General features: G+C 65.7%; 20 protein-coding genes and 1 pseudogene. 4 read left to right on the top strand and 17 right to left on the bottom strand.

The annotated features are described in order from the left end of the window. Positions 1 to 12 precede the first annotated feature (12 nt). From ACSQ89_RS42575 to ACSQ89_RS42550, 6 genes are all read right to left on the bottom strand, one after another. Complete coding sequence (locus ACSQ89_RS42575) at positions 13 to 1,608, bottom strand: MFS transporter (protein ID WP_436298175.1); 1,596 nt, start codon at positions 1,606 to 1,608, stop codon at positions 13 to 15. After that, positions 1,605 to 2,018 carry a DoxX family protein gene (locus tag ACSQ89_RS42570; RefSeq protein ID WP_436298174.1) on the bottom strand — a complete coding sequence of 138 codons (414 nt, stop codon included), beginning with the start codon at positions 2,016 to 2,018 and terminating at the stop codon, positions 1,605 to 1,607. Before ACSQ89_RS42570 ends, ACSQ89_RS42575 begins: the two co-directional genes overlap by 4 nt. Next, positions 2,018 to 3,907: an amidohydrolase gene (locus ACSQ89_RS42565; RefSeq protein WP_436298234.1), complete on the bottom strand. Its 1,890-nt coding sequence runs from the start codon at positions 3,905 to 3,907 to the stop codon at positions 2,018 to 2,020. Before ACSQ89_RS42565 ends, ACSQ89_RS42570 begins: the two co-directional genes overlap by 1 nt. Before the next feature lie 100 nt (positions 3,908 to 4,007). Next, complete coding sequence (locus ACSQ89_RS42560) at positions 4,008 to 4,313, bottom strand: XapX domain-containing protein (RefSeq protein WP_436298173.1); 306 nt, start codon at positions 4,311 to 4,313, stop codon at positions 4,008 to 4,010. An 11-nt stretch (positions 4,314 to 4,324) separates the two neighbouring features. Beyond that, positions 4,325 to 4,978 (bottom strand): hydrolase, encoded by a 654-nt coding sequence (locus ACSQ89_RS42555; protein ID WP_436298172.1) that lies wholly within the window; start codon positions 4,976 to 4,978, stop codon positions 4,325 to 4,327. 129 nt (positions 4,979 to 5,107) lie between these two features. After that, positions 5,108 to 5,827, bottom strand: coding sequence for a pirin family protein (locus ACSQ89_RS42550; protein WP_436298171.1), 720 nt, complete (start codon positions 5,825 to 5,827; stop codon positions 5,108 to 5,110). Between the two features lie 161 nt (positions 5,828 to 5,988). Here ACSQ89_RS42550 and ACSQ89_RS42545 point away from each other — a divergent pair, with 161 nt between their 5' ends. Continuing rightward, the gene (locus ACSQ89_RS42545; protein WP_436298233.1) at positions 5,989 to 6,906 is read left to right on the top strand and encodes a LysR family transcriptional regulator; all 918 of its coding nucleotides are present in this window, start codon (positions 5,989 to 5,991) and stop codon (positions 6,904 to 6,906) included. 21 nt (positions 6,907 to 6,927) lie between these two features. Here ACSQ89_RS42545 and ACSQ89_RS42540 read toward each other — a convergent pair whose 3' ends face one another. After that, the gene (locus ACSQ89_RS42540; RefSeq protein WP_436298170.1) at positions 6,928 to 7,215 is read right to left on the bottom strand and encodes an AraC family transcriptional regulator; all 288 of its coding nucleotides are present in this window, start codon (positions 7,213 to 7,215) and stop codon (positions 6,928 to 6,930) included. A 488-nt stretch (positions 7,216 to 7,703) separates the two neighbouring features. Next, on the bottom strand, positions 7,704 to 8,585 hold the full coding sequence (locus tag ACSQ89_RS42535) for a LysR substrate-binding domain-containing protein (RefSeq protein ID WP_436298169.1): 882 nt from the start codon (positions 8,583 to 8,585) through the stop codon (positions 7,704 to 7,706). A gap of 103 nt (positions 8,586 to 8,688) precedes the next feature. Here ACSQ89_RS42535 and ACSQ89_RS42530 point away from each other — a divergent pair, with 103 nt between their 5' ends. The 3 genes and pseudogenes from ACSQ89_RS42530 (at position 8,689) to ACSQ89_RS42520 (ending at position 11,922) form a co-directional block, all read left to right on the top strand. Next, positions 8,689 to 9,891, top strand: a complete 1,203-nt coding sequence (locus ACSQ89_RS42530; RefSeq protein ID WP_436298168.1) for an MFS transporter — start codon at positions 8,689 to 8,691, stop codon at positions 9,889 to 9,891. 25 nt (positions 9,892 to 9,916) lie between these two features. Next, a pseudogene (gene dkgB / locus ACSQ89_RS42525) lies at positions 9,917 to 10,731 on the top strand (2,5-didehydrogluconate reductase DkgB). A gap of 246 nt (positions 10,732 to 10,977) precedes the next feature. After that, the gene (locus ACSQ89_RS42520; protein ID WP_436298167.1) at positions 10,978 to 11,922 is read left to right on the top strand and encodes a helix-turn-helix transcriptional regulator; all 945 of its coding nucleotides are present in this window, start codon (positions 10,978 to 10,980) and stop codon (positions 11,920 to 11,922) included. A gap of 532 nt (positions 11,923 to 12,454) precedes the next feature. On the opposite strand, the gene ACSQ89_RS42515 is transcribed toward ACSQ89_RS42520, so the two are convergent. The 9 genes from ACSQ89_RS42515 to ACSQ89_RS42475 all read right to left on the bottom strand — a co-directional run bounded on the left by ACSQ89_RS42515 (position 12,455) and on the right by ACSQ89_RS42475 (position 24,693). Continuing rightward, positions 12,455 to 14,068, bottom strand: a complete 1,614-nt coding sequence (locus ACSQ89_RS42515) for a type II secretion system protein (RefSeq protein WP_436298166.1) — start codon at positions 14,066 to 14,068, stop codon at positions 12,455 to 12,457. Between the two features lie 75 nt (positions 14,069 to 14,143). Then, positions 14,144 to 14,737: a type 4 pilus major pilin gene (locus tag ACSQ89_RS42510; RefSeq protein ID WP_436298165.1), complete on the bottom strand. Its 594-nt coding sequence runs from the start codon at positions 14,735 to 14,737 to the stop codon at positions 14,144 to 14,146. A gap of 140 nt (positions 14,738 to 14,877) precedes the next feature. Continuing rightward, positions 14,878 to 16,152, bottom strand: coding sequence for an RNA-guided endonuclease InsQ/TnpB family protein (locus ACSQ89_RS42505; RefSeq protein WP_436298164.1), 1,275 nt, complete (start codon positions 16,150 to 16,152; stop codon positions 14,878 to 14,880). Positions 16,153 to 16,249: 97 nt separating this feature from the next. Beyond that, entirely contained in the window at positions 16,250 to 17,359 is a 1,110-nt protein-coding gene (locus ACSQ89_RS42500; RefSeq protein WP_436298163.1) for a hypothetical protein, read from the bottom strand. Next, positions 17,360 to 19,213 (bottom strand): ATPase, T2SS/T4P/T4SS family, encoded by a 1,854-nt coding sequence (locus ACSQ89_RS42495; RefSeq protein WP_436298162.1) that lies wholly within the window; start codon positions 19,211 to 19,213, stop codon positions 17,360 to 17,362. It lies immediately after the preceding gene. A gap of 228 nt (positions 19,214 to 19,441) precedes the next feature. Beyond that, the gene (locus ACSQ89_RS42490) at positions 19,442 to 20,203 is read right to left on the bottom strand and encodes a hypothetical protein (RefSeq protein WP_436298161.1); all 762 of its coding nucleotides are present in this window, start codon (positions 20,201 to 20,203) and stop codon (positions 19,442 to 19,444) included. Positions 20,204 to 20,312: 109 nt separating this feature from the next. Next, complete coding sequence (locus ACSQ89_RS42485; protein WP_436298160.1) at positions 20,313 to 21,602, bottom strand: RNA-guided endonuclease InsQ/TnpB family protein; 1,290 nt, start codon at positions 21,600 to 21,602, stop codon at positions 20,313 to 20,315. A gap of 5 nt (positions 21,603 to 21,607) precedes the next feature. Next, entirely contained in the window at positions 21,608 to 22,945 is a 1,338-nt protein-coding gene (locus ACSQ89_RS42480) for a hypothetical protein (RefSeq protein ID WP_436298159.1), read from the bottom strand. A 173-nt stretch (positions 22,946 to 23,118) separates the two neighbouring features. Then, on the bottom strand, positions 23,119 to 24,693 hold the full coding sequence (locus ACSQ89_RS42475) for a type II secretion system protein GspD (RefSeq protein ID WP_436298158.1): 1,575 nt from the start codon (positions 24,691 to 24,693) through the stop codon (positions 23,119 to 23,121). Positions 24,694 to 24,710: the final 17 nt, after the last annotated feature.

Below are 24,710 nucleotides of genomic sequence, written 5' to 3'. Positions count from 1 at the left end.
GATTGGCAGAGACTAGAGAGCGAGAAAGTGATGCACTTCGGGCTTGCCCGGCCCAATGTGGAAACGGATGGCTTCGGCTTGCAGATCCGCATCGGCGTGCGACACGCGGCGGTGCTGCCGCATGTGCTCGGCCCATGACTCCACCAGGAACCACTCCATCAGGCGTTCGGGGTCGCCCGTGTCCTCGGTGATGCCCCAGGCGTAGGCGCCGTCGCGCCGCCGCTCGAGCGACAGGCGCTGCATGGCCTGCACGAAGGCCGGCTGATCTTCCTTGCGCACGCGGTACTCGACTTGCACCATCACCGGTCCGCGGTCGTGCGCCACCGGTTCGGCGAGCAGCGGTTCGGGCCAGTGATTGGAGGGCTGCAGGTCCGCCTCGCCCGCCGGCAGCTTGATCCGATGGAAGACGATGGCCACCGCCACCAGCCCGATCGCGCCGACGCCGAGCGCCATCGGCACGCCGATCTGCTGCGCCACCAGGCCCCAGCCCAGGCTGCCGGCGGCCATGGCGCCGTTGAACACGGTGAGGTAGACCGCCAGCCCGCGGCCGCGCACCCAGTTCGGCAGGATGCCCTGCGCCACGCCGTTGAGGGTGGTGAGCGCGATGATCCAGCCCACGCCGAGCAGCAACAGCAGCCCCACGGCCACCCATTGGGGCGGGGCAAGGACCAGGGCGCCCATGACCGCAGCGGCGATCAGCGAGGCCAGCAGCACCAGGCCGTCGGCATCCAGGCGCGCACGCAGGCGCGGCAGCAGCACCGCGCCCAGGATGGCGCCGGCGCCCACGGCGCCGAGCAGGAGCCCGTAGAAGCCGGCCGAGCCGCCCAGCATCTGCCGCGCCACCAGCGGCAGCAGGGCCCACACGGCGCTCGCGAACAGGAAGAACACCGCCGCGCGCAGCAGCACCACGTGCAGCTCGCGGCTGGCACGCGTGTAGCGCAGGCCGGCCTTGAAGGCCCCGAGGAAATGCTCGGACAGCCCGTTCGCTTCAGTGGCGGCGGGCCGGCGCCACCACAGCAGCGCTGCGATGACGAACACGTAGCTCAGCACATCGACGCCATAGGTCAGCGCCGCGCCGAAGCTCGCGAGCAGCAGGCCGCCGGCGGCCGGGCCGATGGCGCGCGAGACATTGATGCCGAGCGAGTTCAGCGCCACGGCGCTCTTTAGTTCGGCGCGCGGGACCAGCTCCGGCACGATGGACTGCCAGGTCGGCCCCATGAGCGCGGCGCCGATGCCGCCGACGAAGGTCAGGCCGATCAGGTAGCCGACCGTGAGGGTGCCGGTCTGCGCCAGCACCAGCAGCGTGCCGCTGACCGCGGCCAGCACCAACTGCACGAAGATCAGGAAGCGCCGGCGGTCGAGGATGTCCGACAGCACGCCCGCGGGGATCGCGAGCAGGAAGATCGGCAGCGTCGCGGCGGTCTGAATCAGCGCGACGGCGGTCGGGCTGGGCGACAGCTCGGTCACCATCCAGGCGCTGGCGACATCGCGCATGAAGCTGCCGATGTTGCCGAGCACCGTGGCCGCCCACAGCACGGCGAACACGGGCTGGCGCAAGGGCGCGAAGCTGCCTGGGGGCTTGGCGGCGGCGGACGCGGGCGAGCTCATGCGCGCCCCTCGTGCCGCTGCTGCAGGTCATGCCATGCAACGAGCACGAAGCCGCCGACCAGCCCCAGGTGTTCGAAGAAGGAGTTCGCGGCCATGAAGCGTTCCGGCGGCGCCATCTCCCAGAAACGCAGCGCTACGAAGGTTGCGAACAGCGTGAAGCCGGCCAACGCCAACGCGCCCAGCCAGCGATAGAAGCCCGTGAGGATCAGCACCGACGCGCCGAGCTCGAGCACGATGACAGCGATGGCGAGCGGCGCCGCGGGCGACAGGCCGAAGTGATTCATCTCGGCGATCGCCGCCGGGAAATCGATCGCCTTGTTCAAGCCCCCTTGCAGGTAGGCCGCACACAGGCCCAGCAACGCGAGCCATCGCACCCAGGGCGCGGTGAAGAGATTGCGCATCGCAGCCATCACACCGCCCAGCAGGCGCAGCCGAGCGCGCCCCAGAAGCTCTTGAGGTCGGCGATAGGCAGCTTGCTGCTCCACGCCGTCGCGTGCCGGTGGCCGTGGACATTGCAGTCGTTGGCGCAGCCGCAGGACATCGCGGCCTGGCGCAAGGTCTTCTGCAACGGCGCGCCCTCCTTGTCGCCCCAGCCCGCGTAGCCGCCGAAGGCGCGCACCGGCGACCAGTCGGGCATGGCCGGCGGCGGCCTGCCCTCGTCGTGCGCCGCGAACGCGCCCGCGCCATAGACCACCTTGCCGCCCACCATCGTGAGCAGCGCGGTGGTGTCGGCGATCTCCGACTCGGGGCAGGCGAAGAAATCGCGGTCCGGCACGATGAGATCGGCGAACTGCCCAACCTCGATGCGCCCTTTCTTGCCCACCTCGTTGGAGAACCATGTGGCGTTCTCGGTCCACAGGCGCAGCGCGGTCTCGCGATCCAGGCAGTTGCGCTGCGGATAGAGCTGCATGCCGCCCACCGTCCTGCCGGTGACGAGCCAGGAGAGCGAGACCCACGGGTTGTAGGAAGCCACGCGCGTGGCGTCGGTGCCGGCCGAGACCTTGACGCCCTTCTCCAGCATGCGCTTGACCGGCGGCGTGGCCTCGGCAGCGCCGGGCCCGTAGCGCTCGACGAAGTACTCGCCCTGGTAGGCCATGCGGTGCTGCACCGCGATGCCGCCGCCCAAGGCGGCGATGCGGTCGATGGATTGCTCGGAAATGGTCTCGGCGTGGTCGAAGAACCAGTTGAGGCCTTGAAGCGGGATGTCGCGATTCACCTTCTCGAACACGTCGAGCGCGCGCGTGATGGTCTCGTCGTAGGTCGCGTGCATGCGCCAGGGCCACTTGTTCTCGGCCAGGATGCGCACCACCTCCTCGAGCTCGCCTTCCATCTCCGGCACCATGTCCGGCCGCGGCTGGCGGAAGTCCTCGAAGTCGGCGGCCGAGAACACCAGCATCTCGCCGGCGCCGTTGTGGCGGAAGTAGTCGTCGCCCTGCTTGTACTTCGATGTCGCGGTCCAGTTCAGGAAATCCTGCTTCTCCTGCTTGGCCTTCTGCGTGAAGAGGTTGTAGGCCAGGCGGATCGTCAGCTGGCCGGCATCGGCGAGCTGCTGGACGACCTGGTAGTCCTCGGGATAGTTCTGGAAACCGCCGCCGGCGTCGATGGCGCCCGTGACGCCGAGCCGGTTGAGCTCGCGCATGAAGTGGCGCGTCGAATTGAACTGGTACTCGATCGGCAGCTTCGGTCCCTTGGCGAGCGTCGCATAGAGGATGGCCGCATTGGGCTTGGCCAGCAGCAGCCCGGTCGGGTTGCCGCTGGCGTCGCGCACGATCTCGCCGCCCGGCGGGGCCGGCGTGTCCCGGGTGTAGCCCACCGCGCGCAGCGCCGCCCCGTTGAGCAGCGCGCGATCGTAGAGATGGAGGATGAACACCGGCGTATCGGGCGCGACGGCGTTGAGCTCCTCGAGGGTCGGCAGCCGCTTCTCGGCGAACTGGTGCTCGGTGAAGCCGCCCACCACGCGCACCCACTGCGGCGCCGGCGTCACGGCCACTTGGCGCTTGAGCATGCCCATCGCATCGGCCAGGCTCCTGACGCCCTCCCAGCGCAGCTCGAGGTTGTAATTGAGGCCGCCGCGAATGATGTGGGTGTGGCTGTCGATCAGGCCCGGCAGCACGCGCTTGCCCAGCAGGTCGATGACCTTGGTCGCGGGGCCGGCCATGGGCAGGATGTCCTCGTCCCGCCCCACATGGGTGAAGCGGCCGCCGCTGATCGCGACCGCGCTGGCGGTGGGATTGGCGCGGTCGAGGGTGGTGATGAGCCCGTGGTGCAGGATGAATTCGGGCGGCTGGGCATCGGCCATGTGGGATGTCCTTGAGGTATGGGGTTGCTGCGCCATCGCCGGCCCGGCGATGGCGGCGCCGAGCGTGCCGAGGCACAGCTGGCGGCGTTGCAGATCGACGTCAGGCGGCGTCATGAGGTGAGGCGCGGGTGGGCGCCACCGGCTTGGCTGCCGCGAGCTCGGTCGGCTTCGCGCATTGCGGCAGCTCGCCGAACATGTGCGGCTTGACCTGGTGGTGCAGCCACGAGGTGGTCGCGGGGTTGCGGTCGAACATCCGCTTGACCAGCGGCGGCAGCTGTTCACCCGCAAGGATGCCGAGCAGCCCGACGAGCGCAATGATCGGCGGCGCCGGCGAGCGCACGCTGAAGAGCGCATAGATCGCGCCGACCAGCAGGCCGACCGCCAGGGAAACGATGTAAGGCTTCATCGCGCGGGCCCTCAGCCCTCGTGGGCGCCGAACATGGTCTTGGCATAGATGATGCCCAGGCCATAGGCGCCGCCGAACTTCTTGGCGATGCCGGTGGTCATGTCGTAGCTTTCGGTGCGGGCCCAGTCGCGCTGCAGCTCGAGCAGGTATTGCAGCGAGGTCATGGGACGGGCGCCGGCCTGCACCATGCGGTCCATGGCGCGGTTGTGGGCCTCGGCGGAGACGTCGCCGCAGGCATCGGCGATCACGTAGACCTCGAAGCCCTGGTCGAGCGCCGAGAGGGCCGGGCCGACGATGCACACGCCGGTCCAGAGGCCGGCCAGCACGATGCGGCTCTTGCCGATCCGGTTGACCTCCTTGATCACGGCGGCGTCCTCCCAGGTGTTCATGGAGGTGCGGTCGATCATCTTCTGCTCGGGGAAGGCGGCCGTGATCTCCTCGAACATGGGGCCCGAGAAGCTCTTCTCGGCCACCGTGGTGAGGATGGTCGAGGCGCCGAAGCCGGCGGCCGCATGCGCCACCAGCGCAGCGTTGTTGCGCAGCGAGACCGCGTCGATCGAGTGGGTGGCAAAGGCCATCTGCGACTGGAAGTCGATCATGACCAGCGTGTGGTCAGTGGGCGTGAGCAGTTTGGCGCCGGCGGTCGGGGTGGCTTTGAGGGACATGAAGTACTCCGTGTTGACGATGGAAAAAAGGGGGAGCCGCGACGTGTATCTTCGCTTCGGGGCAGATGCACGTCTTGTCGATTTTTGAGGTCGTTTGGACATTTGCCGCCTGCGTCGGCGGCGCATGATTCAAAACGAGGGCAGTTCGTTCGGGCGCAGGTCGAATACCAGCACCTCGGCACCGTCGCCGCGCGCCAGGTCGAGGCGCTGTTCGTTGCGCACGCGCGCACCGTCGCCCGCGGTCAGGCGCTGTCCGTTGACTTCGACGCTGCCGCGCGCCACGTGCACGTAGGCGTGGCGCTTGGCTCCGAGCTTCAGCGACGCGGCCTCTTCGCCGTCGAACAGGCCGGCGTAGACGCGGGCGTCCTGGTGCACGGCGAGCGAGCCCTCGGTACCTTCGGGCGAAATGATCAGCCGCAGGCGCCCGCGCTTTTCTTCGGTGGCGAAGTGCACTTGCTGGTAGCGGGGCGCGACGCCCTTTGCATTCGGCACGATCCAGATCTGCAGGAAGTGCAGCGCTTCGGTGGACGACGCGTTGAACTCGCTGTGCCGCACGCCGGTGCCCGCGCTCATCATCTGCACATCACCCGGGCGGATCACGGAGCCCGTGCCCATCGAGTCCTTGTGTTCGAGCGCGCCGTCGAGCACGTACGAGAAGATTTCCATGTCGCGGTGCGGGTGGGTGCCGAAGCCGCGGCCGGGATGCACGCGGTCGTCGTTGATCACCAGCAGGTCCGAAAAGCCCTCTTGCGCGGAATCGCGGTAGTGGCCGAAGGAAAAGGTGTGGCGAGACTTCAGCCAGCCGAAATCTGCGTTTCCCCGGTCGTTGGCACTGCGAACTTCCAACATGATTCATTCCTTTCTGGTTCGGTGATTCGATGGGATTCATGATGGCTTCGAAGCGAGATCCCGAGCCATGGCTGAATCTTCTTTCTTTTCGCGACACCGGATGGCGAACCTTTTCGCAGTCTATGATCGAAGTTTTCGATCATCAGCTTTCGAGGTATCGCGTGCTGAAGCTCAGCCTGGAAGCCATCGAGGTCGTGGACGCCATCGCGCGCCACGGCTCCTTCGCCGCCGCCGCCGCGCGCCTGAACAAGGTGCCCTCCACGATCTCGTACGCCGTGGGCAAGCTGGAGGAGCAACTGGGCATGCTGCTGTTCGAGCGCAACGGGCCGCGCGTGACCCTCACCGCGGCCGGCGAGGAAATGCTCAAGGAGGGACGCTGGCTGCTCGGCGCCGCCAGCGATCTGGAATCGCGCATGCGGCAGATCGCCACCGGCTTCGAATCGGAATTGCGGCTGGTGCACGACTCGCTGATCCCGACGCAGGCGCTCATCGACGACGTGCGAGCCTTCGAGGACCTTCGCTGCGGCACGCGGCTGCGCATCTTCTGCGAGGCGCTCACCGGAAGCTGGGAGGCACTGCGCGAGGGGCGAGCCGACGTGGTCATCGCCGCGGGCGAAGGACCTGCCGGCGGTGGCTACCAGTGCGTCATGGTAGGCAGCCTCGAGTTCGCGTTCTGCGTCGCCCCGACGCATCCGCTGACCCGGCTCGACCGCCCGCTGCACCGCGGCGACTTGCTGGAGCACAACGCGATCGTGGTGAGTGATAGCGCGCGCACCCTGTCCGACCGCACGGTGGGACTGCTCTCCGGCCAACAGCGCATCGCGGTGCCGTCGATGGCCGCGAAAATCGCCTGCCAGATGGCCGGCCTGGGACACGGCTTTCTGCCTCGCGCTTGCATCCAGGGCGAACTGGCGCGCGGCACACTGGTGGAACTCGCCACGGAAGAGCCCCGCGCGCCCGAGGCTTTCTGGCTCGCCTGGAGGACAGGCGCCAAGGGCCAGGCGCTGCAATGGTGGGTGAAGCAGCTGAACCGCCCGCTGGTGCCCGCGCTGCTTCCACGGTCCGGCTGGATCTCCTGACGCCGCGGCGCGGCGGGTGGATCAATCGGCTCGGCTGCGGCGCCAGCGTGCCGGCGATGTGCCGGTGCGCGCCGAGAACACCCGCGTCAGGTGGCTCTGGTCGGCAAAGCCGCAAGCCGAGGCCACCTGCGCAATGGACAGTTCGGGGTTGCGCAGCAGGCGCTGCGCCGCCTCGACGCGCTGGCCCACTAACCACGCATGCGGCGTCTGCCCGGTGGTCTGCTTGAAGGCCTTACTGAAGTGGCTGCGTGACAGCGTGCATTCGCGCGCGACATCGGCCAGCGATACATCGGCTGCGAGGTGCTCCATCAGGAAGGCCTACGAATGAATCGAGCGTTGCGCGCGGCAGGTGAAAGAACATCCAGTGGAAGGGGCCGCAGATATACGCCGAGGCGCGCTGCGACAGATCCGCGATGTGGAAGGAGCCCTCCTGCTGCAGACCCAACTGGAACGATCTGCCATCTCTGACAATGCGCCGGGTGCCGCCCGCGGTGATCTCCACGCTGAGCAGGAACGCATCTTCGGTCGGAAGCGGTGCCAGCACGAGCAGATGCGGAAGCTCGTAGTGCATTCGCGCAACACCGAGTTCGGAACCCCAGCGCGACGTGCTTACGAGTGACTGGACAACACTGAGTCCGGACTGAGATTCCAGCCGTCGGCCGAGCCAGCAGTCGGAGCGAAGGGCGGTTGAAATGTGCGGGAAGTATGCAATGCGGGGCTGGCAACCCCGCAAGAGCGGCATGGCAACGCGCTGAGGCGCATGCCATCGGTCGCCGCGGTCGCGCTGACTCCGGCCCTCATACACGCGCAGCCAGAAAGTCCAGAAAGCACGCGATGCGCGCCGCCAGCTTCGTATTTCGGTAGTACACCGCATTGATCCCCTGGCGCACGTCCGCGGTGTCGTTCACGAGCAATTGCATCAGGTCGCCGCGCTTGCGGTCGCCGGCGGTCATGAAGTCGGAGAGGCACACAACGCCTGCACCCTCGAGTGCCAGCTGCCTGAGCGTCTCGCCGCTCGACGCCCTGATGCTCGGTGCGATCTGCCACTCGTCGCCATGCTCCCCGCGTAGCGGCCAGCGGTTGAGCGAATCCGGCTGCGTGAAGCCCAGCAGCGTGTGCTTGGCCAGCGCCACCACGCTGCGGGGCCGGCCATGCTTTTCCAGGTAGCCGGGGCTGGCGAGCACGCGCATGCGGCTGGTGCCGAGCGGGCGCGCATGAAGCGTCGAATCGCGCAGCTCGCCGATGCGGATGGCGACATCGGTGCGGCGCTCCAGCAGGTCGATGTTGAGCTCGTCGGTGTCCAGCTCCAGCGTGATGAGGGGATAGCTGCGCCGGAACTCCGGCACCAGCGGCACGATGACGTGCAGCATGAACGGCGTGGCGGCGTTCACCCGCAACTGGCCCGCGGGCTGCTGGCGGCGCGCGGCCATCTGCTCCTCGGCGTTGTCGATCGACGCGAGGATCGCGCGCGCATGCGCGAGGAATGCAGCGCCCTCTTCCGTGAGCTCGATGCGGCGCGTCGTGCGGCGCAGCAGCGTGGTCTCGAGTTTCTTCTCGAGCCGGCCGAGCGCACGGCTCACGCCCGAGACGGTCTGCTCCAGTTGCTCCGCCGCGGCCGTGATGGAGCCGGCATGGACGACAGCAACGAAGGCTTGCAGTTCCTCGAGGGTGGTCTTCATGGCATTCTTGATTTCGATTCAATAGTGTAGTGATGACTATGCGCTGTTTCTGCAAGAAGAGCTGACTCACACTCGAGCCCTGCCTCAACAGGAAACCTCCCACATGCCCATCGCCCTCCTGGCGCTGACGCTCAGCGCCTTTGCCATCGGCACGACCGAATTCGTGATCGTCGGCCTGCTCCCCACCGTCGCGGCCGACCTCGGCATCGGCCTGCCCTCGGCCGGCCTGCTGGTCAGCCTCTACGCGGTCGGCGTCGCCGTCGGCGCGCCGGTGCTCACCGCCCTCACGGGCAAGGTGCCGCGCAAGGCGCTGCTGCTCGGCCTCATGGCGCTCTTCACCGCCGGCAACCTGCTGGCGTGGCAGGCGCCGAGCTATGAAACGCTGGTCGCCGCGCGCGTGCTCACCGGCCTCGCGCATGGCGTGTTCTTCTCGATCGGCTCGACCATCGCCACCGGCCTGGTGCCGAAGGAAAAGGCGGCGAGCGCGATCGCCATCATGTTCACCGGCCTCACGGTTGCGCTGGTGACCGGCGTGCCGATCGGCACCTTCATCGGCCAGCACTTCGGCTGGCGCGAGACCTTCCTCGCCGTATCGGCGCTGGGCGTGGTCGCCTTCGTCGGCAGCTGGCTCTTCGTGCCCGCCAGCATCCGCCACACGCCGCCCGCTTCGCTCGCGCAGCAGGCCAAGGTGCTGGCCGAGCCGCGGCTGCTGCTGGTCTACGCCAAGACGGCGATCGGCTACGGCGGCTCGTTCATTCCGTTCACCTTCCTCGCGCCGATCCTCACCGAGGTGTCCGGCTTCAGCGCCGGCGCCGTGGGCTGGGTCATGCTGGTCTATGGCCTCTCCGTCGCGGCCGGCAACATCTGGGGCGGCAAGCTGGCCGACCGCATGGGCCCTATTCCCGCGCTCAGGATCATCTTCGCGCTGCTGGCCGCCGTGCTGCTGGTCTTCAATTTCGCCGCGCCGCACAAGTGGCTCGCGCTCACCACGGTGCTCGCCTGGGGCGCGGTCGCCTTCGGCAACGTGCCGGGCCTGCAGGTCTATGTGGTGAAGCAGGCCGAACGCTTCACGCCGCAGGCGGTGGACGTGGCCTCGGGCCTCAACATCGCGGCCTTCAACCTCGGCATCGCCGGTGCGGCCTGGGCTGGCGGCCTGATCGTCACGCACCTGGGCCTGATGCACACGCCGTGGATCGGTGCGCTCGTGGTGCTGGTCTCGCTGGCACTCACGCAGTGGAGCGGCGTGCTGGACCGGCGCAGCGGCATCCCCGTACGCGCCGACGGGCCCATTCCGATCGGCCACTGAACAACTCACTGGCTAGGACCTTCACATGACTACGCACAACATTCCGCTTTTCGGCCTCGGCACTTTCCGCCTCAAGGGCCAAACCGTCATCGACTCCGTCAAGAACGCGCTCGACCTCGGATACCGCCTCATCGACACCGCGCAGATCTATGGCAACGAGGCCGAGGTCGGCCAGGCCATCGCCGAAAGCGGCGTGCCGCGCGATGCGCTCTTCATCACCACCAAGATCTGGACGGCGAACTACGCGCGCGACAAGCTCATTCCCAGCCTGGAGGAGAGCCTGGCGAAGCTGCGCACCCCTCACGTCGATCTCACGCTGATCCACTGGCCCTCGCCGGGCGATGCGGTGCCGGTCGCCGAACTCATGGGCGCGCTCGCCGAAGCGAAGGCGCAAGGCCTGACCCGGCAGATCGGCGTGTCGAACTTCACCGTCGCGCTGATGAAGGAGGCGATCGCAGCCGCCGGCGCCGGAGCGATCGCGACCAACCAGATCGAGCTGCACCCCTACCTCCAGAACCGCAAGGTGGCCGACTTCGCAAGAAGCCAGGGCATCGCGATCAGCTCATACATGACGCTCGCCTACGGCAAGGTGTTGAAGGATCCGGTGATCGTGGCGATCGCCGCCGCGCGCAAAGCCACGCCGGCACAGGTGGTGCTGGCCTGGGCGATGCAACTCGGCTACGCGGTCATCCCGTCGTCGACGAAGCGCGCCAACCTCGCGAGCAACCTCGAGGCGCAGCGCCTGAAGCTGGGCGATGCCGAGATGGCGCAGATCGCCGCGCTCGATACCGCGGCGAGCGGCTCACCAGCCCCGAAGGCCTTGCACCGCAGTGGGACTGATGCAGGCCTTCCCTTTCCTTCATCTGGCGCCAGCGTGCAGGCCCCGCACGATTGCACCGATGGCCGCGTCGACGAAACGCTCCGGGCGCTGCGGATGCAGCATTGCCGTGATCTTGGGGGAGCCGGTGCCAACGGTGAGCCCGAGCAGGTGGCCGTCGGCGCCGATGAAGATGCCGTACTCCCCGGATCCCGATAACCGTGGCTCCTGCCCCGACAATCCCCATGCGCGCCGAAAGCAGCCTCCCCATGAAGAAGAGTAACGCCCTTCAGCCACTCGAGGATCCACTTGCCTGCCGTGTTCTCTCGCCCGCGGCGAAGGACACGCTGGGCTGCGTGTCCAGCCAACTTCAAAAGAACCAGGGGCTCAGTGCAAACGGGGTCAAGATCTACCGCAAAACCTCCGACTGCGCGCAGATCGATCACGTGGCGACTGAAGCGACCGGACGCGGCATGCTGCTCGGCATCTCGATGCGCGACGGCCACCGGCGGCGGATCCTGCATGCGCACCATGCGTCATGCCATGACTTCGCCGAAGGTTCGATCTACATCCGCGATTTCTCCGACAGCTATCGAGCGGACATGAAGAGCCCGTTCGATTTCGTGCTCCTCGAGATACCGCATCATGTCCTTAAGCGCACCATCAAAGAAAAGGCGGGCAGGCAAGTCGGCGGCCTCGACCCTGTCACAGGCGTTAGCGACAAGGTGCTCTCCCATCTTGCGTGCGCGCTGGCCCCGGCGCTCGAACGTCTGGGCGAAACCAGCATGCTTTTTGTCGATCAGGTGTGCGCCGCCGTCGAAACCCATCTCGTCGAGAACTATGGCCAAGCCGTGCGGACAGAGCCCAGGAAGCAGCGGATTCTTTCGCGCTCGCAAGAGGCGCGGGCGAAGGAGCTGCTGCGCAGCAGGATCGACGGCAGCATCTCCATCCTCGACATCGCCGACGCCTGCCACCTGTCGCGAAGCTATTTCATCCATGCCTTTCGCGAAACTACCGGCCAGACACCCCACCAATGGCTGATCGCGCAACGGCTGGAGCGCGCGCGCGCGCTGCTCAGGGACTTAGAACGGCCATTGGCGGAGATCGCGGCCGATTGCGGGTTCGCGGACCAGAGCCACTTCACGCGCGTTTTCACCCGCCACGTTGGCATGCCGCCGGGCCATTGGCGCAGAGCGATACGGCTCGGCGAATAGAAGGAACGGCAGTCGGAGCGTGGTGCCGGCTACGTCTTCAACACGCAAGTCGACGTTCTGAGCTGAGCATCGTCCCGAATGCTGCCGTCGGCGCGCCGAGTCGTCAGCGGTACAGCCAGCCGGGCGCGGCGCGTGACCCGGGGTATCAGGACATAGGTCATTAGCGCCACCACGATGGCCCCTTGTTGCTTGCTTGTTGTTGCTCCCACGGAGCGACCCAGCATTAGCGAGCGTCTTAGCAATGATGGGCCTGACCTGGTTCGCGAAGTAGCTACGGCATCACAGCAGGCGCTTGGTTACCTGAGGCCCGCTTTTAATTTATGGCAGTCCGAGCGTTCCACGCGTGTTGCCCCGGAGCCAACTCCGACTTGGTTTTGCTTGAGCGGACGACCCTTTCCTTGGCGGAACGAGCACAACCCAGTTCTCTTAGTCAAAAATGACCACAACTCATTTTTTTAGTAAATCTGGGGGGCCTCACAGGGAGAAATTGACCACAACTTTAGGAAACCTACGGTCATTTTTGTGTGGCCTTTCAGGGGAAGTAGCAGAACACGTGCGCGATTGCGGCCGATCCGGCCGGCATCGGCCCAGATGCTCCCGTCAGCAGCCTCACTTGCCAGACGGCTCCCAGATCATTGGCGAAGCGGGCCAGGCCACCGTCGCTCGTGGATTCGGTCTTCGGGATGAGCTGAATAATCGGAGTCGCGGTCGGGTTCCCCGGATTCGCGCAGGTCGGCTTAGGGACGTTTTGCGTGTCGACTACTTCAACCGACCGAACAAATACCAGGTTCGTCGTGATGTCCTCCATCCGCTTCCACACCGCACCACCGCCCTGCGGGTTCACGCGGCATAGCATCGCCTTCTTGAAGCCGGCAATCAGTGCCGAGAAGCCGACCTGACCAGGGGTCGTGCACGCCGTGTTGTCGACCGCCGGCGCGAGATACTGCTTCATCGAAGTCCAACGTCCGCCAGTGCAGTAGAGGGTGAGGCCATCGGGATCGGATGCGCCCTGACCCTCCAGTGCACACGCGCCGCCATCGACGGCTGCCGTGGTGAGCGGCGTCCATCGCCCGGACGAACACACCACGAGCGACCCGGAAGCCTCCGTTGCCGACAGGCCCAGCGCGCCGGCTTCGACACACGCTGTCCCCTTCGTGTAGCTGCCGGTCGGAATCAGGCGCCGGCCCGACATACGGCCTGAGGTCACGACGGCCGCCTCACCACCACTGTTTGTGGTCATCGCCACGAAATTGCCGTTATTGCCAGTGAATCCAGCGCCGAGGTCGGTGGCCACAATGTTTCCGCTGGCGACCATATCCGACGTGTTGACGCCCGTCAGACCCGCGGGCACGGCCACCGGATCTGCGCCCCCAAACCCGCCGCTGCCGGCCACACTGACATTTCCGGCCGCAGCGACGTTGCCAGTCAGGGTGGACTGCCCCGTGATTGCGAGGTTGCCCACCGCACTCAGGTCACCCCGCAGGTCGGGATTGCGGGTATCGCGGACCCGCACGAACTGCTGGAACATCGCAGTATTGAGAGTGGCGCTGGCGCAGACCGTGCCCGGCACCGCCCCGTTCGGGTTCGCCACGTTCAGCGAGGGGCCTCGAATCACGGCGGGGGTCGTGTACGAGGACTGCCCGCCCGTACCACCCTGCTGGTCGACCATCACCTGTGCCAGGTCGTAGCGAACGTTCGGGCCGCCAAGCGTCACGCCGGTCGTCGTGCAGACCCGTGTGACGATGTTGCAGCCGGCACCAGGACAGTTTGTCTTCTCGACATCGATGCGCAGGCTCTGACGTGTCGGCATCGCGCCGGCCGTAGTGGGGAACCCGCTCGGCAGCTTCTGATCCGTCACCAGCTCCGCGATGGTGGGAGCGATGTCGTTTGCCACGCCAGGAATGTCGACGCCGTTGCCCAGATCGTCGAAATGGCTGAGCGCGTACTGCTCGGCGGCACCGGCAACCTGCTTGAGATAGCTCCCTGCGGACACCCCGATCTGCTCTTCGGAAAGCTTCGCGAGTTGGGCCTGGGCATAGATCGAGAGGATCGCGGCGATGCTGATCGCGACAATCAGCTCGACGAGGGTGAAGCCCTGCTGCGCGCGGCGCGCACGCCCGGTCAGCGGCGAAGTGCGATGGGTCATGGTTCGAGAGAGGGTTGGGCAGGACTGGTCGGCTTCCGCCGCCGCGCCAGGCTCCGGGGAGCCCGGCCAAGCAGATCAGCGGAACGTGAAGATGAAGGTGTTCGTGTCACCTTCCGTGCACGCGTTCTGCGCGATTCCGCCGTTGTAGGTGCCGCCGACGGCCTTCGCTGCCGCGCCGTTGATCGAGATCACTTCTGCAACGCGCGACAACTGCGCGGCCAGGCCGGGGCAGGCCGCGTTGTTCACGGTCGGCAGGGTGACAGTGAAAGAGTCGCCAGGCGTGGTGATCGTGGCGGCCGCGACGGTGATCTGCGACCCTGTCTCGCCAAGATCGTGTTGCACGGTGGCAGCTGCGCCATTGCCAGCTACGGTCAGCGCCGACGAAAGGCCGCGCGCGGTGTTCGCGAAGATCGCGGTGGCGGCGGCGCCGACGCCCAGGTTGTTGTAGGGGGTGACGCCCTGGCCGGCGAAGTTGCCACGGATGGACGTCACGGTCTTGTTGATGTCGTTCGCCGTGGGCTCGACCTTGCCGTTGATGATCACGCCGCGGGCGTAGGGCACCGCGAACAGCGCAAGCAGCGCGCCGATGGCAATCACAACGATCAGCTCCACCAGGGTGAATCCCTTGGCCTTCTTCAGGGAAACGGTGCGGTTGGTGCGAGTTTGCATTTCGGATGGTTCCTTCAGGTTGGAATCGGGTTTGGATTGGGTTTGTTCTGGTCGAGGTCGAGCAGAACGGCTACTTGGTGCTGTATTGAAATCCTCCCCGCCCTTGAAGGACGAGGATTCCTGCTGAGGCGCGCTGCGCGTTACGCACCGCCTGCCTCTTCGGTGGGTTCCTGCTTCGCCGGGGCTGCGTGCTTCGTCCTTGCGAACGCCGCGCGTCTGACCACCCCTCCACAGGCATCGGGCTTCGATGAAGAAGCCCAGACCGCGTGCCCCGCGGCCAGAATGTTCTTTGCGGCATTGATGTCCGCATGGTCTGTGTGGCCGCAGGCCGCGCAGGCGAAGAGCGCCTGGCTCTTCCTGTTCTCCGCCGCTTCGTGGCCGCAAGCAGCGCACGTGCGGCTGGTGTAGGCCGGGTTCACCGCGACAAGCGCACCGCCATTGGCAACAAGCTTGTATTCGAGCTGGCGCCTGAACTCGCCCCAAGCAGCATCAAGGATGCCCCTATTGAGGCCGGCTTTCTGACGGACATTCGTGCCCGGCCTCTGCGCGCTCCCGCGCGCCGAGGCGCACATCGCAGCCACGCGCAGGTCCTCGATCGCGACCACCGAATGCTTCGCCGCCAGCCCGCTCGTGAGCTTATGAAGCCAGTCGTTGCGCTGCTGCGCGATGCGGTTGTGCAGCACTCGCAGCTTTACGACCGCCTTCTCGCGGTTATTCGAGCCCTTGACCTTCCTGCTAACGCTGCGCTGGTAGCGTCGCAGACGTCGCTGCTGCGCCTTCATCGCACCGAGCGGCTCGATGAGTCGTCCATCCGACAACCCGGCAAAGTTCGTGACGCCCAGATCAATGCCGAGCGTCGGTGCGACCCCAGTCTCCTTCAACACCCCAGGCTGCAGCGTCTGAATCGCCACATACCAGCGGTCACCCTCGCAGGTGACGGTCGCATTGCGCACCTCGCCTGCGATCTGCCGGCTATTGCGCATTCGCACCCAGCCAAGCTTTGGAAGATGGATGCGGCCATTGAGCTCGTCCAGCTTGAATTGCTTGCGTTCCGGGAAGCGAATGCCAGGCTCCTCGCCTCGCTTCTTAAAGCGGGGGTAGCCCGGGTTTTTTCCCGCCTTCACGTTCGCGAAGAACGCCTGAAATGCCGCATCTAGTCGCTTCAGCACCTGCTGCTGTGCGTGCGCGGGGCCTTCGCTCAGCCATGACGTCTCTGGCGCGTTACGCCACTCCGTGAGCCAAGCGCACATGCTGACGTATCGTGCGTGCTTTTCGCCGCGCTCGCGACGAGCCTCCTGTTCGGCAAGCGAGCGGTTCCAGAGCCAGCGCATCATGCCCGTGTAGCGGGCAAGAAGCCGCTCCTGCGCTTTGCGCGGGCGGAGCTGGAAGCGATAAGCTCGAAGGATGTCGGGCATGTGAAAACTAGTATGTAGAAGCAGGGACTCATTGCGCTAGGTCGCCATGAGAAATTCACGCTTGCCTTCGCCGCCTAAAAGACGATGTATGACGCGGTCACTTCGTGCTGTAGTAGGCAGACATGACGCCTTTCATCTCGTAGATGACGCCGAACTGAGTCGCCATCACGCCGATCACGATGCAGACGGCGGAGATCAGCAGCACCCAGCGATAGATGGCCATGCGCTTCAGGATCTTCTCCAGCATCGTTTTTTCGACGTAGCGGCCTGTCTCCTCGAAGCCCTCGGAGAAGCCTCGTGCCTCCTGCATGTCCTGCAGGAAGTAGTACATCTCCATCGAGAGCAAATTCGTCCGGAACGCCTCGGTACCAACTGCACCCGTAGCGTCAACACCCTCGGCGATCTGCTCGACGCGCCAACGCAGCCAGGGCGATCGAACGGAGCGCGCGAAGGTGCTGAGCGACTCACTCAACGTGAACATCGTGTTGCCCCGTTTGCGGGTCAGCGTCGCCATCGTGGCCAGAAAGAGAGCGCCCTTGACATCGCGCACCACCCTGTAGAGCGCCACGTGCTCATCGAGCCAATCGCGCACCTGGCCGGTCAGGTTGTTCACCGTCCAGTGGATCGTCACGATCGCGATGACGAGCAGCAGGACCAGGTACAGCCCATAGCCCTGGACGTTGGCAGCCCAGTTGTTGAAGAACGTGCCCTTGGGGCCCCACTGATCCAGCGGGATGAACGAATAGATCTCCTGCAGCTTGTGTGCTGAGAACCACGGGAAGATCGTCAGCATCCCGATTGCAATCGTCAGGCCCACGGCGGCGGCGGCCAGCGTCCCCACGGACTCATTGCGCACCTGGTCCGAGAGCCGCGCGATGCGCGAGACGTCGCGCAACGCGGCCAGCAGAGCCCCTGCTCCGGCGTCCTGGGCCACGTCGATAATCGCGACCTCGTCGTCCGGGAGCGTCCCGCGCCATGCGGCCGACAGGTTTGCCCCGTTGGTCGAGTACTGCTCGGCCCAATAGGTGGAGAGCTTTGCGCGCGCAGTCGAGCCGTAGCGATCGGCATCCTTCTCGAAGATGCCGAGGAGCTTGATGTCACCCTTTCCACCCTCGAGCTTGTCGGCGATGTAGGTGTAGTAGTCCGCGCGCTGGCGCCCGAACTTCGCCGCCGCCTGGCGAATACCGAACGGAACCTTGACGGTCATTTACGCACCCTCCCTTACGGCCGCGGCAGTGTGAAGCGGGACCACAGCGGCCGAGGGCGCACGCAGGAGCGAAGCAGCCGAAGGCGAATCTGCGACGTAGTTCTCCGGCACGGAGATATGGCTCGTGTTACGGCGCGCGGCGACAGCTCGTTCATGGTCGCGCCGGCCTTCCACCGTCTCGAAGCTCATGAATCGCGGCTCGATCTCGCGAGGGTCGATCAAGCCGACGGACTTTCCGTCCTCGGTGGTGCCCCGGACTCCCTTGTAGATCGCGCACTCCATCGTGTTCTTGCCCACCAGGTTGGGGTCGTCGAACCTGTCCGATGCCATCGAGCGCCAGTACTTGTAGAGCTTCAGCGCGCCATCGGCCGCTCCGATGTATTCGAGCATCTGCTCGTCGGGCTCGACCAGTTCGCTGACCACCGTGCGGCCGGAGAAGCCGTTCAGTTCGGGCAGTTCTTCCTTGATGCAGAACTTGCAGCCGCGCGAGCTGCGCAGGCGATACACGTCGCGGGAGATGTGGTAGAGGCGCTCCAACCGATCGAAGTAGCGGTTGTGTTCCTCGAGCTTCTCTGCATTGAGCGTGAAGGCGTGCGCATAGTCATTCGGTGACAGCGCGCAATGCGGGCAATTCGTGGGCAGGAGGGCTTGGTAGACCAACAGCTTCAGGATGCCCGGCGTGGCCAGTACCTCGCGGTTGATTGCGATCGCCGGCGACGCGAAACGCTCGGCGATACCGAGGCTGGAGCGGGCGTGGGTCGTCGTATAGACGCTGTGGCCCGACTCGACCACTTGGCGGGCAACCAGGCCCGTCTCGCGGTCACGGATCTCACCGAGATAGAGCGCGTCGAGCGCCGAGCGATACAGAGCCCGCGTGGCCGACAGGAAGGACTTGTCGTCGCCTGCCTGCGCCAGATCGCGCGTGATGGTCTTCTGGTAGGCGTTCTTCAGCTCCAATTCGACGGGATCTTCGAACGACTGGATCTTGATGTCCGTGGGCAGCATGTTGATCATCTGCACCAGGGATGTCGACTTGCCCGAGCCCACCACGCCGGCGAGCACGACCATTCCGCCTTCGGAGTTGATCACTCGGCGGATGATGTCCAGCTGGCTGTCCAGGTAGCCGGCGGCGTCCAGAGAGCGGATCGCAGCCGACTCGCCCAGGCGCTGAATCCGGGTGGTGACCACAACACCCTTGTCGATGGCCATGCCGCTCCAGCGCAGGCGCACGCGGGCGCCGTCGGGGATGGCTGGGCTGCGCGGCAGATTGATCTTCACCAGGGCCTGCTGCTCGACCTTCATGTCGAACTGCGGCGACGCGCCGCCGCCCGACTTCTGCCAAGCAATGCCGAGCATGGCGATCACCGTGTCAGTCGGCAGTAGGAACCGTTCCGGGCGAATGTACCGGCCGCCGATCTTGAAGCAAATCTGGCTCTTCGCGGCTTCGCGGTCCACGGCGAAGTCGATGTCGTCCGCCTTGTTCGCGTAGGCCCAGGACACAACGTCGGTGAACGCGGACATGAGCGCGTTCTTCGTTGGATCGCGCGATACGTCGCGCTCGAACTGGAGGCTCGACTGCGTGATGTCGCCCTGCGACAGTGCCATCACCAGGCCTGAGCTGGCGAAGTGCCCCTGCACGGGGGTCTCGGTCAGGCGGTAGTCGCGCTTGGCGAGCTGCTGGACAACCGCCTCGACCTCCTCGCGTTTCGCCTTTTCCTTGTCGACGAAGAGCATGACGATCTTGTCCGTGGCGCGCACCTTGGCGACCGCGATGGAGGCGTACAGGTGAGGCGCGAGCTTCACCTCCTCGTTCACGACCTTCTCGAAAACGATCTTCGCCAGGTCGTCTGCCATGGCGATTGGCGTGCGGCTGAAGCGAACGCCACCCCAGTTGGCGACGTCAGGACCTTCCGTCACGGCCGCAGGACCCGCCGGCTGTCCAGGCGTAGCGATGCGACGAGGAGCGCCGCCGGCCGGCGCCGGCTTTGCCACCGACCGGGTGCCCGCGACGGTACGCGCTGCTGGCGCAGCCTTTTGCTTCGATTTGCCGAGTCCGAACATCTGATGTGGGTCCGATCCTGGTCAGTTGGTAGCGGGGGGCGTTTGCAGACGTTCGTCCAGCACCGGCTCGAGCTGGCGGGGGATCAAGGGGATGGAGGTCTGGCCAGGCGCCAGCGGTCCGCCCGGAATGAGCTGCACTGTCGGCTGGTTCACCCTCAGTGGGGCCGGACCACGAGCGCTGGCTTGCAGGGGCAAGGTCGGGCTACCGACCGAGCTGAAGGGCGTCGGGAGGGCGGGCGACGGCATAGCGCCCAAAGTGGCCCTAACCCTATCTGCCATCTGTTCGCCGGTGGGAACCGGGGTGACTCCGGTCCACTTGCCGCTGGGGCATGCTGCGGCTGGTACGCCCTTGCGGGCGGCTTTCAGAACAACCGAGCGGCCGTTGATCGCGGTGATCACACAGCTTCCAAGCCGAGCGCCGGCGCGCACTCGCTCATACGATTCGCCGTTGAAGTTGATGTTCGCCCGCAAATCGTTCTCGATGCCATAGATCGATACGACGCTGATGCTGCCCGGCGGTGGTCCCGCCGGCGCCGCTGCTTTCGGCGCCGGCTGGGTCAGGCCAGCAGCGATTGACTGCTCTTTGGAATGAGCGAGTGCCAACCGGTTCTCACTCGTGATCAGCGAATCCACGGTGATCACGCTGTCGCGCATCGCTGGGGTCTGCGGCGCCTTGTCCAGCGCGGCGGGGCCATCGGCAGCATGTGCGACGTGAGTAAGCGCCAGGCCGGCGAGCGCGGTTGCGGCCAGCGCTGCAACGTGACGAAGACGAAGGATTTGCATGGAAGAGGTGCCTTTGAGAGATTGAGGTCGGGGGCTGATCACTGCTTGGCGTAGTTGGCATCCTCCCCGGCCTATAAGGTCGAGGATTCCTGCTGAGGTGGGCTGGGCGTTACGCACGGGCCACTCCCTCGGTGGGTTCCTGCTTCGCAGGGGCTGCGCGTTTTGTCCTTGCGAACGCCGCGCGTCTGACCACCCCTCCACAGGCATAGGATCGGGGACTTGCGTCCGAGGTCCAGGCCGCGTGCCCCGCGGCCAGAATGTTCTTACTCGCATGCACGTCGGCATGCTCCGCATGGCCGCAGACCACGCAGGCGAAAACGCTTTGCGTCTTCCGGTTGTCGGCCGCCTCATGCCCGCAGACTCGGCACGTGCGGCTCGTGTATGCCGGATCGACCCGTACGACAGCGCCGCCCACGGCAGCGAGCTTGTACTCGAGTTGGCGCGCGAACTCGCCCCAAGCCTGATCCAGAATCGAACGATTCAATCCCGCCTTCTGGCGCACCTTGTTGCCGGTCCGCGCGGCGCTGCCGCGCGCCGAGGCGCTCATTGCCGCGACTCGCAGGTCCTCGATCGCGATGATGGGATGCTCGGCTGCCAGGCCGCTCGTGAGCTTGTGCAGCCAGTCACTGCGCTGCTGCGCAATGCGCTTGTGCAGCGCGCGCAGCTTTTCGACGGCTTTCTTTCTGTTGCACGAACCCTTCGTCTTTCGGCTCACGTTTCGCTGATAGCGCCGAAGCCGTCGTTGCTGCGTCTTCATCGCCGCGAGCGGTGCGATGAGGCGTCCGTCCGACAGGCCCGCGAAAGTCGCGACGCCCAGGTCGATCCCGAGAGTCGGTGCGACGCCGCCCTTCGGTAGGACGCCAGGCTGCAGCGTTTGGATCGCTACAAACCAGCGGTGCCCTTCTCGGATGACGGTGGCGTTGCGCAGATCGCCCTCGATCGCTCGGCTCATGCGCATGCGCACCCAGCCAAGCTTGGGCAGCTGGATGCGAGCGTTGCTCGCATCCAGCTTGAATCGCTTGTTGTCAGGAAATCGGATGCCTGGCTCGTCTCCCCGCTTCTTGAATCGCGGGTAGCCAGGTTTCTTCCCCGCCTTGACATTGGCGAAGAACCTCTGGAATGCCGTGTCGAGGCGTTTCAGAACCTGTTGCTGGGGATGCACGGGGCCTTGGGCCAACCACTGGGTCTGCGACGACGCCGTGCGCCAAGCCGTTAGCCACTTGGCCATGGCCACGTAGTTCGCGTAGGGCTCGCCGCGTTCGCACCTGGCCTGTTGCTCGCTCAAAGCTCGGTTCCAGATCCAGCGCAGCATGCCAACATAGCCGGCCAACTGTTTCTCTTGCGCCGGGCGAGGGCGAAGCTGAAAACGGTAGGCTCGGAGGGACGGTTCGACGGTCATTCTGGTCACCGCGCATTGGCGTAGATCACGGCCTTGATGTCCGCGGTCAAAGCAGAGGACTTGAGATCCACCTTCTCGCCGTCAGCCCGCTTGAAGTACATGCTGATCTGTTGCCAGTCCGCCTCGACACCCGCATCGATGAGGGCGTCGACGCTCCGTAGCGGGGCCTTCAACGTGAACGTGGCGGCGCGCAACTGGGGCACCGATGGAACCATGGGCACCGCGGTGCCATCGCCCTTGCGAGGCGGCGTGATCTCGACCGGCACGAACGTCAGGTCGCCGACCTGGCCGAAAGCGGGTTGAAGCCTTTGTAGGCGGCTGACCGTCTCCACCATGTGGGTCTCGATCGAGCGCAGCGCCTCGTACTTGAAGGGTTGCGACGCCTGCGAGGCGTTCCAACTCGCGACGATGGTGTCCAGGCCCCGGTACTGCACCGTCCAGCCAGCGGGAATGTTCTCCTTCATCTCGCGATTCAGGTGACCGACCTGGCTCCGGGTGTAGGTCGCAGCGCAACCCCAGCGCTGATCCCCCTGGGCAGCCGCGCCGGGCTGCGGCACCACCGGCGGAGCTGCATTGCAGGTGGCGCTCTGCAGGTCCCATCCGCCCCAAACCAGCGGCACGGAGCCGAGCGACACCCGCACGGCGGCGAGCCCTTGCGGATCGGCGGCACGGTGCGCATCGGCCCATGCCTTGGTAGCGCGCGCCCAGGCTTGCTCAGGCGGCTCCTCTGCGCTCTGGCTGAGGCGCGCAAGGCGTTGGCGTTCCTTCTCTTTGTAGAGGCTCGAACCCTTGTTGCCGAAGGCGACCAGGACGGCCACGCCGACGACTGCGATCACCGGCGTCGGGATCTGCCCACTCTTCTTGGGCAGCGGCTGGAGTACGTCCTCCTCCCCTGTCGCGGCGAGCAGGAGATCGGCGGCAGTCAGGCTGCGGGCCTTATCGCTCAGGTCGTGATCTTCAAGGTTCGTGAAGATCGTGTAGGCGACGTTGTCTTCAACGCCGTTCTCGATCTCCTGCCGAGCAGCCTCGATCAGCTCCATGTCGTTGTCGGACATGATGATGCGATCGATCGAGGACGGCTGTCCGCCCCGGATCACTGCGAACCAGTATTCGTTGCTGTCGGAGAAGAGCTTGAGAGCGTAGATCGCATCGCCGCCGTGCTGGCGCGCGGCGACGCGAGCTGCTGCGAAAACCGTGGTTCCTTCCGGCGCAGCGCTCGCCGGCACCAAGCCGTAGCCGAACTGTTGCAGCGTGGAGATCAGGTGGGTCGCACCACCCCCGCGCGCGATCTTGATTGCGTCCTGACGACCGGAAGAACGGGACGCGACCGCGCGCCAGCTCACACCGAAGGCGATCGCCTTCGGTTCGTTTTCGTCAACCGCAACCACCAGCGGTGCACGGCCGCTGTCCTGATTCGATCTCGTCTTCTTCTTGAAAAAGTCCACAGAGGATTCCTGGTTCGCTGGAGGTCTGGTCAGTCAGGCGAGGCGGCGACAAACGTCGCGCTCACATGCGTTCAGATGCCTTCCTCCGCGATCGCTGTCACGAGCAGAACCATCCGGCTCTTGGTGTGGCGGCCTTGATCAGAGCCACCCATGATCAGCGGCAGGTTTGCGCCGAGGCGGCGGCTCGTGACCGAGTTGGAGTTGGATTCGATGCCGCCGATGACGACGGTCTGGCCCGAGCGCACCGGCACTTCCTGAATCACGCCCTGGCCGTCGATGGTCTTCTGCTGAACGGTCACAGCGGAATCGCCCGAGCCCACGGTGAAGGCCTTCAGCGGCTGCGCACTCGTCACGTCGAAGCTCACCGACAGGAAGATCGTTCCGTCAGCCTTGGCTGTCGGCACGAGGGTCACGAACGTGCCCACCGTCTCTTCCTTTTGGGTCACCGTCGGCGCCTGGGCGCTCGTGCTGATGATCGACGAGCTCACGGCCGTCGCCTGCACCTGGTCGACGTAGTTGAAGGTCGTGCGGATGGCCTGGGTCACAGGGCGGCCCGAAGTGGTCGTGAAAGGGAACGAGCGACGGTTCACCACGGTGCCGACCTCGTTCAGAGCTTGGACCACCGCGTCACTTCCCGTGAGTGAACCGGTCGTGCGGGCCCAGCCGGTGGTCCCGACCTGGGATGCGACAAGGGATGCCGGCGAGGTGACCGAGATCGCGCTGTTCGCCGCCTTGTAGATCAGGTTCCAGTCCATCCCGTAGTCGTTGTCATCCTTCGTGGTCACTTCGATGGACTCGATCAGGACCCGCACGCGACGCGACATCAGCTTGTTCTGGTCCTCGACGTACTTCCCGACGCGCACGAGCGCCGGCGCGGTATCGGTGACCACGAGGGTCTGGCTTTCCTGGCTGATCACGGCCTTGCCGCTGGCGCTGAGCAGCGCGTCGATCGTGTCCTTCATGCCCGTGATCAGGTTTTGATCCTTGGTCGTGAAGCCGGTCTTGCTCTGCGACTCGAACACATTGTTCGAGCCACCGTTGCGACCGAGCGTCGCGGACGTGGTCGCCACCTGCGGAATGGCTGCGAGATGGAAGATCTTGGTCTCGACTCGATAGAACTCGGCTCCGGTGGTCACCGGACGCCAGGAGACGTCGGCCTGGCGAGCGATGTCGTCGAGCAACTGCCACAAGGGCACGTTCGACGCCTGGAGCTGCACACGCGACGGACCGAGGATCGGCGCATCCTTGGCGGCCATCTTTGGCGCGAACATGCTGGGCGGGAGCAGCGCATCAGGCGTTGCCGTGATGATCAGGCCTGAGGCCTCGGCGACCTGGTTCAGCGCGGTCTGCAGGTCGACCGAGCCGCGCTGGAAATTGGCCGTGATCGGCACCGAGCGGCGCAGCGCCGCAGGCATCTTGATCTCGCGCGCAAGGGGCTCCTGATTGCCAGCGATGAAGGGACGCTGCACGTCCTGGGCAGCGATTCGCACACGCTCTGAATCACGGATCTGGTCAACCAAAGGATTGCGCTTGGCGGCAATGTCCTTGTCGGCCACGCCGGCGTCGACCTGAACGCTCTTCTGATACGCGCAGCCTGCAAGGACGGCGACAGCCAAAGGAAGAAGTGTGAGGCGAATGGAGATCATGTTCTGTAAGTCCTGAG

The sequence above is a fragment of the Variovorax sp. LjRoot175 genome (genome assembly GCF_964253805.1).
GTDB lineage: Bacteria > Pseudomonadota > Gammaproteobacteria > Burkholderiales > Burkholderiaceae_C > Variovorax.
Note: the sequence above shows the minus strand (reverse complement) of the source record. Positions and strands in the feature narration are given on the sequence as shown.

Coding starts and splice junctions, on each gene's coding strand:
- ACSQ89_RS42575 (WP_436298175.1), bottom strand. CDS start 1,608: ATGAGCTCGCCCGCGTCCGCCGCCGCCAAGCCCCCAGGCAGCTTCGCG.
- ACSQ89_RS42570 (WP_436298174.1), bottom strand. CDS start 2,018: ATGGCTGCGATGCGCAATCTCTTCACCGCGCCCTGGGTGCGATGGCTC.
- ACSQ89_RS42565 (WP_436298234.1), bottom strand. CDS start 3,907: ATGGCCGATGCCCAGCCGCCCGAATTCATCCTGCACCACGGGCTCATC.
- ACSQ89_RS42560 (WP_436298173.1), bottom strand. CDS start 4,313: ATGAAGCCTTACATCGTTTCCCTGGCGGTCGGCCTGCTGGTCGGCGCG.
- ACSQ89_RS42555 (WP_436298172.1), bottom strand. CDS start 4,978: ATGTCCCTCAAAGCCACCCCGACCGCCGGCGCCAAACTGCTCACGCCC.
- ACSQ89_RS42550 (WP_436298171.1), bottom strand. CDS start 5,827: ATGTTGGAAGTTCGCAGTGCCAACGACCGGGGAAACGCAGATTTCGGC.
- ACSQ89_RS42540 (WP_436298170.1), bottom strand. CDS start 7,215: ATGGAGCACCTCGCAGCCGATGTATCGCTGGCCGATGTCGCGCGCGAA.
- ACSQ89_RS42535 (WP_436298169.1), bottom strand. CDS start 8,585: ATGAAGACCACCCTCGAGGAACTGCAAGCCTTCGTTGCTGTCGTCCAT.
- ACSQ89_RS42530 (WP_436298168.1), top strand. CDS start 8,689: ATGCCCATCGCCCTCCTGGCGCTGACGCTCAGCGCCTTTGCCATCGGC.
- ACSQ89_RS42520 (WP_436298167.1), top strand. CDS start 10,978: ATGAAGAAGAGTAACGCCCTTCAGCCACTCGAGGATCCACTTGCCTGC.
- ACSQ89_RS42515 (WP_436298166.1), bottom strand. CDS start 14,068: ATGACCCATCGCACTTCGCCGCTGACCGGGCGTGCGCGCCGCGCGCAG.
- ACSQ89_RS42510 (WP_436298165.1), bottom strand. CDS start 14,737: ATGCAAACTCGCACCAACCGCACCGTTTCCCTGAAGAAGGCCAAGGGA.
- ACSQ89_RS42505 (WP_436298164.1), bottom strand. CDS start 16,152: ATGCCCGACATCCTTCGAGCTTATCGCTTCCAGCTCCGCCCGCGCAAA.
- ACSQ89_RS42500 (WP_436298163.1), bottom strand. CDS start 17,359: ATGACCGTCAAGGTTCCGTTCGGTATTCGCCAGGCGGCGGCGAAGTTC.
- ACSQ89_RS42495 (WP_436298162.1), bottom strand. CDS start 19,213: ATGGCAGACGACCTGGCGAAGATCGTTTTCGAGAAGGTCGTGAACGAG.
- ACSQ89_RS42490 (WP_436298161.1), bottom strand. CDS start 20,203: ATGCAAATCCTTCGTCTTCGTCACGTTGCAGCGCTGGCCGCAACCGCG.
- ACSQ89_RS42485 (WP_436298160.1), bottom strand. CDS start 21,602: ATGACCGTCGAACCGTCCCTCCGAGCCTACCGTTTTCAGCTTCGCCCT.
- ACSQ89_RS42475 (WP_436298158.1), bottom strand. CDS start 24,693: ATGATCTCCATTCGCCTCACACTTCTTCCTTTGGCTGTCGCCGTCCTT.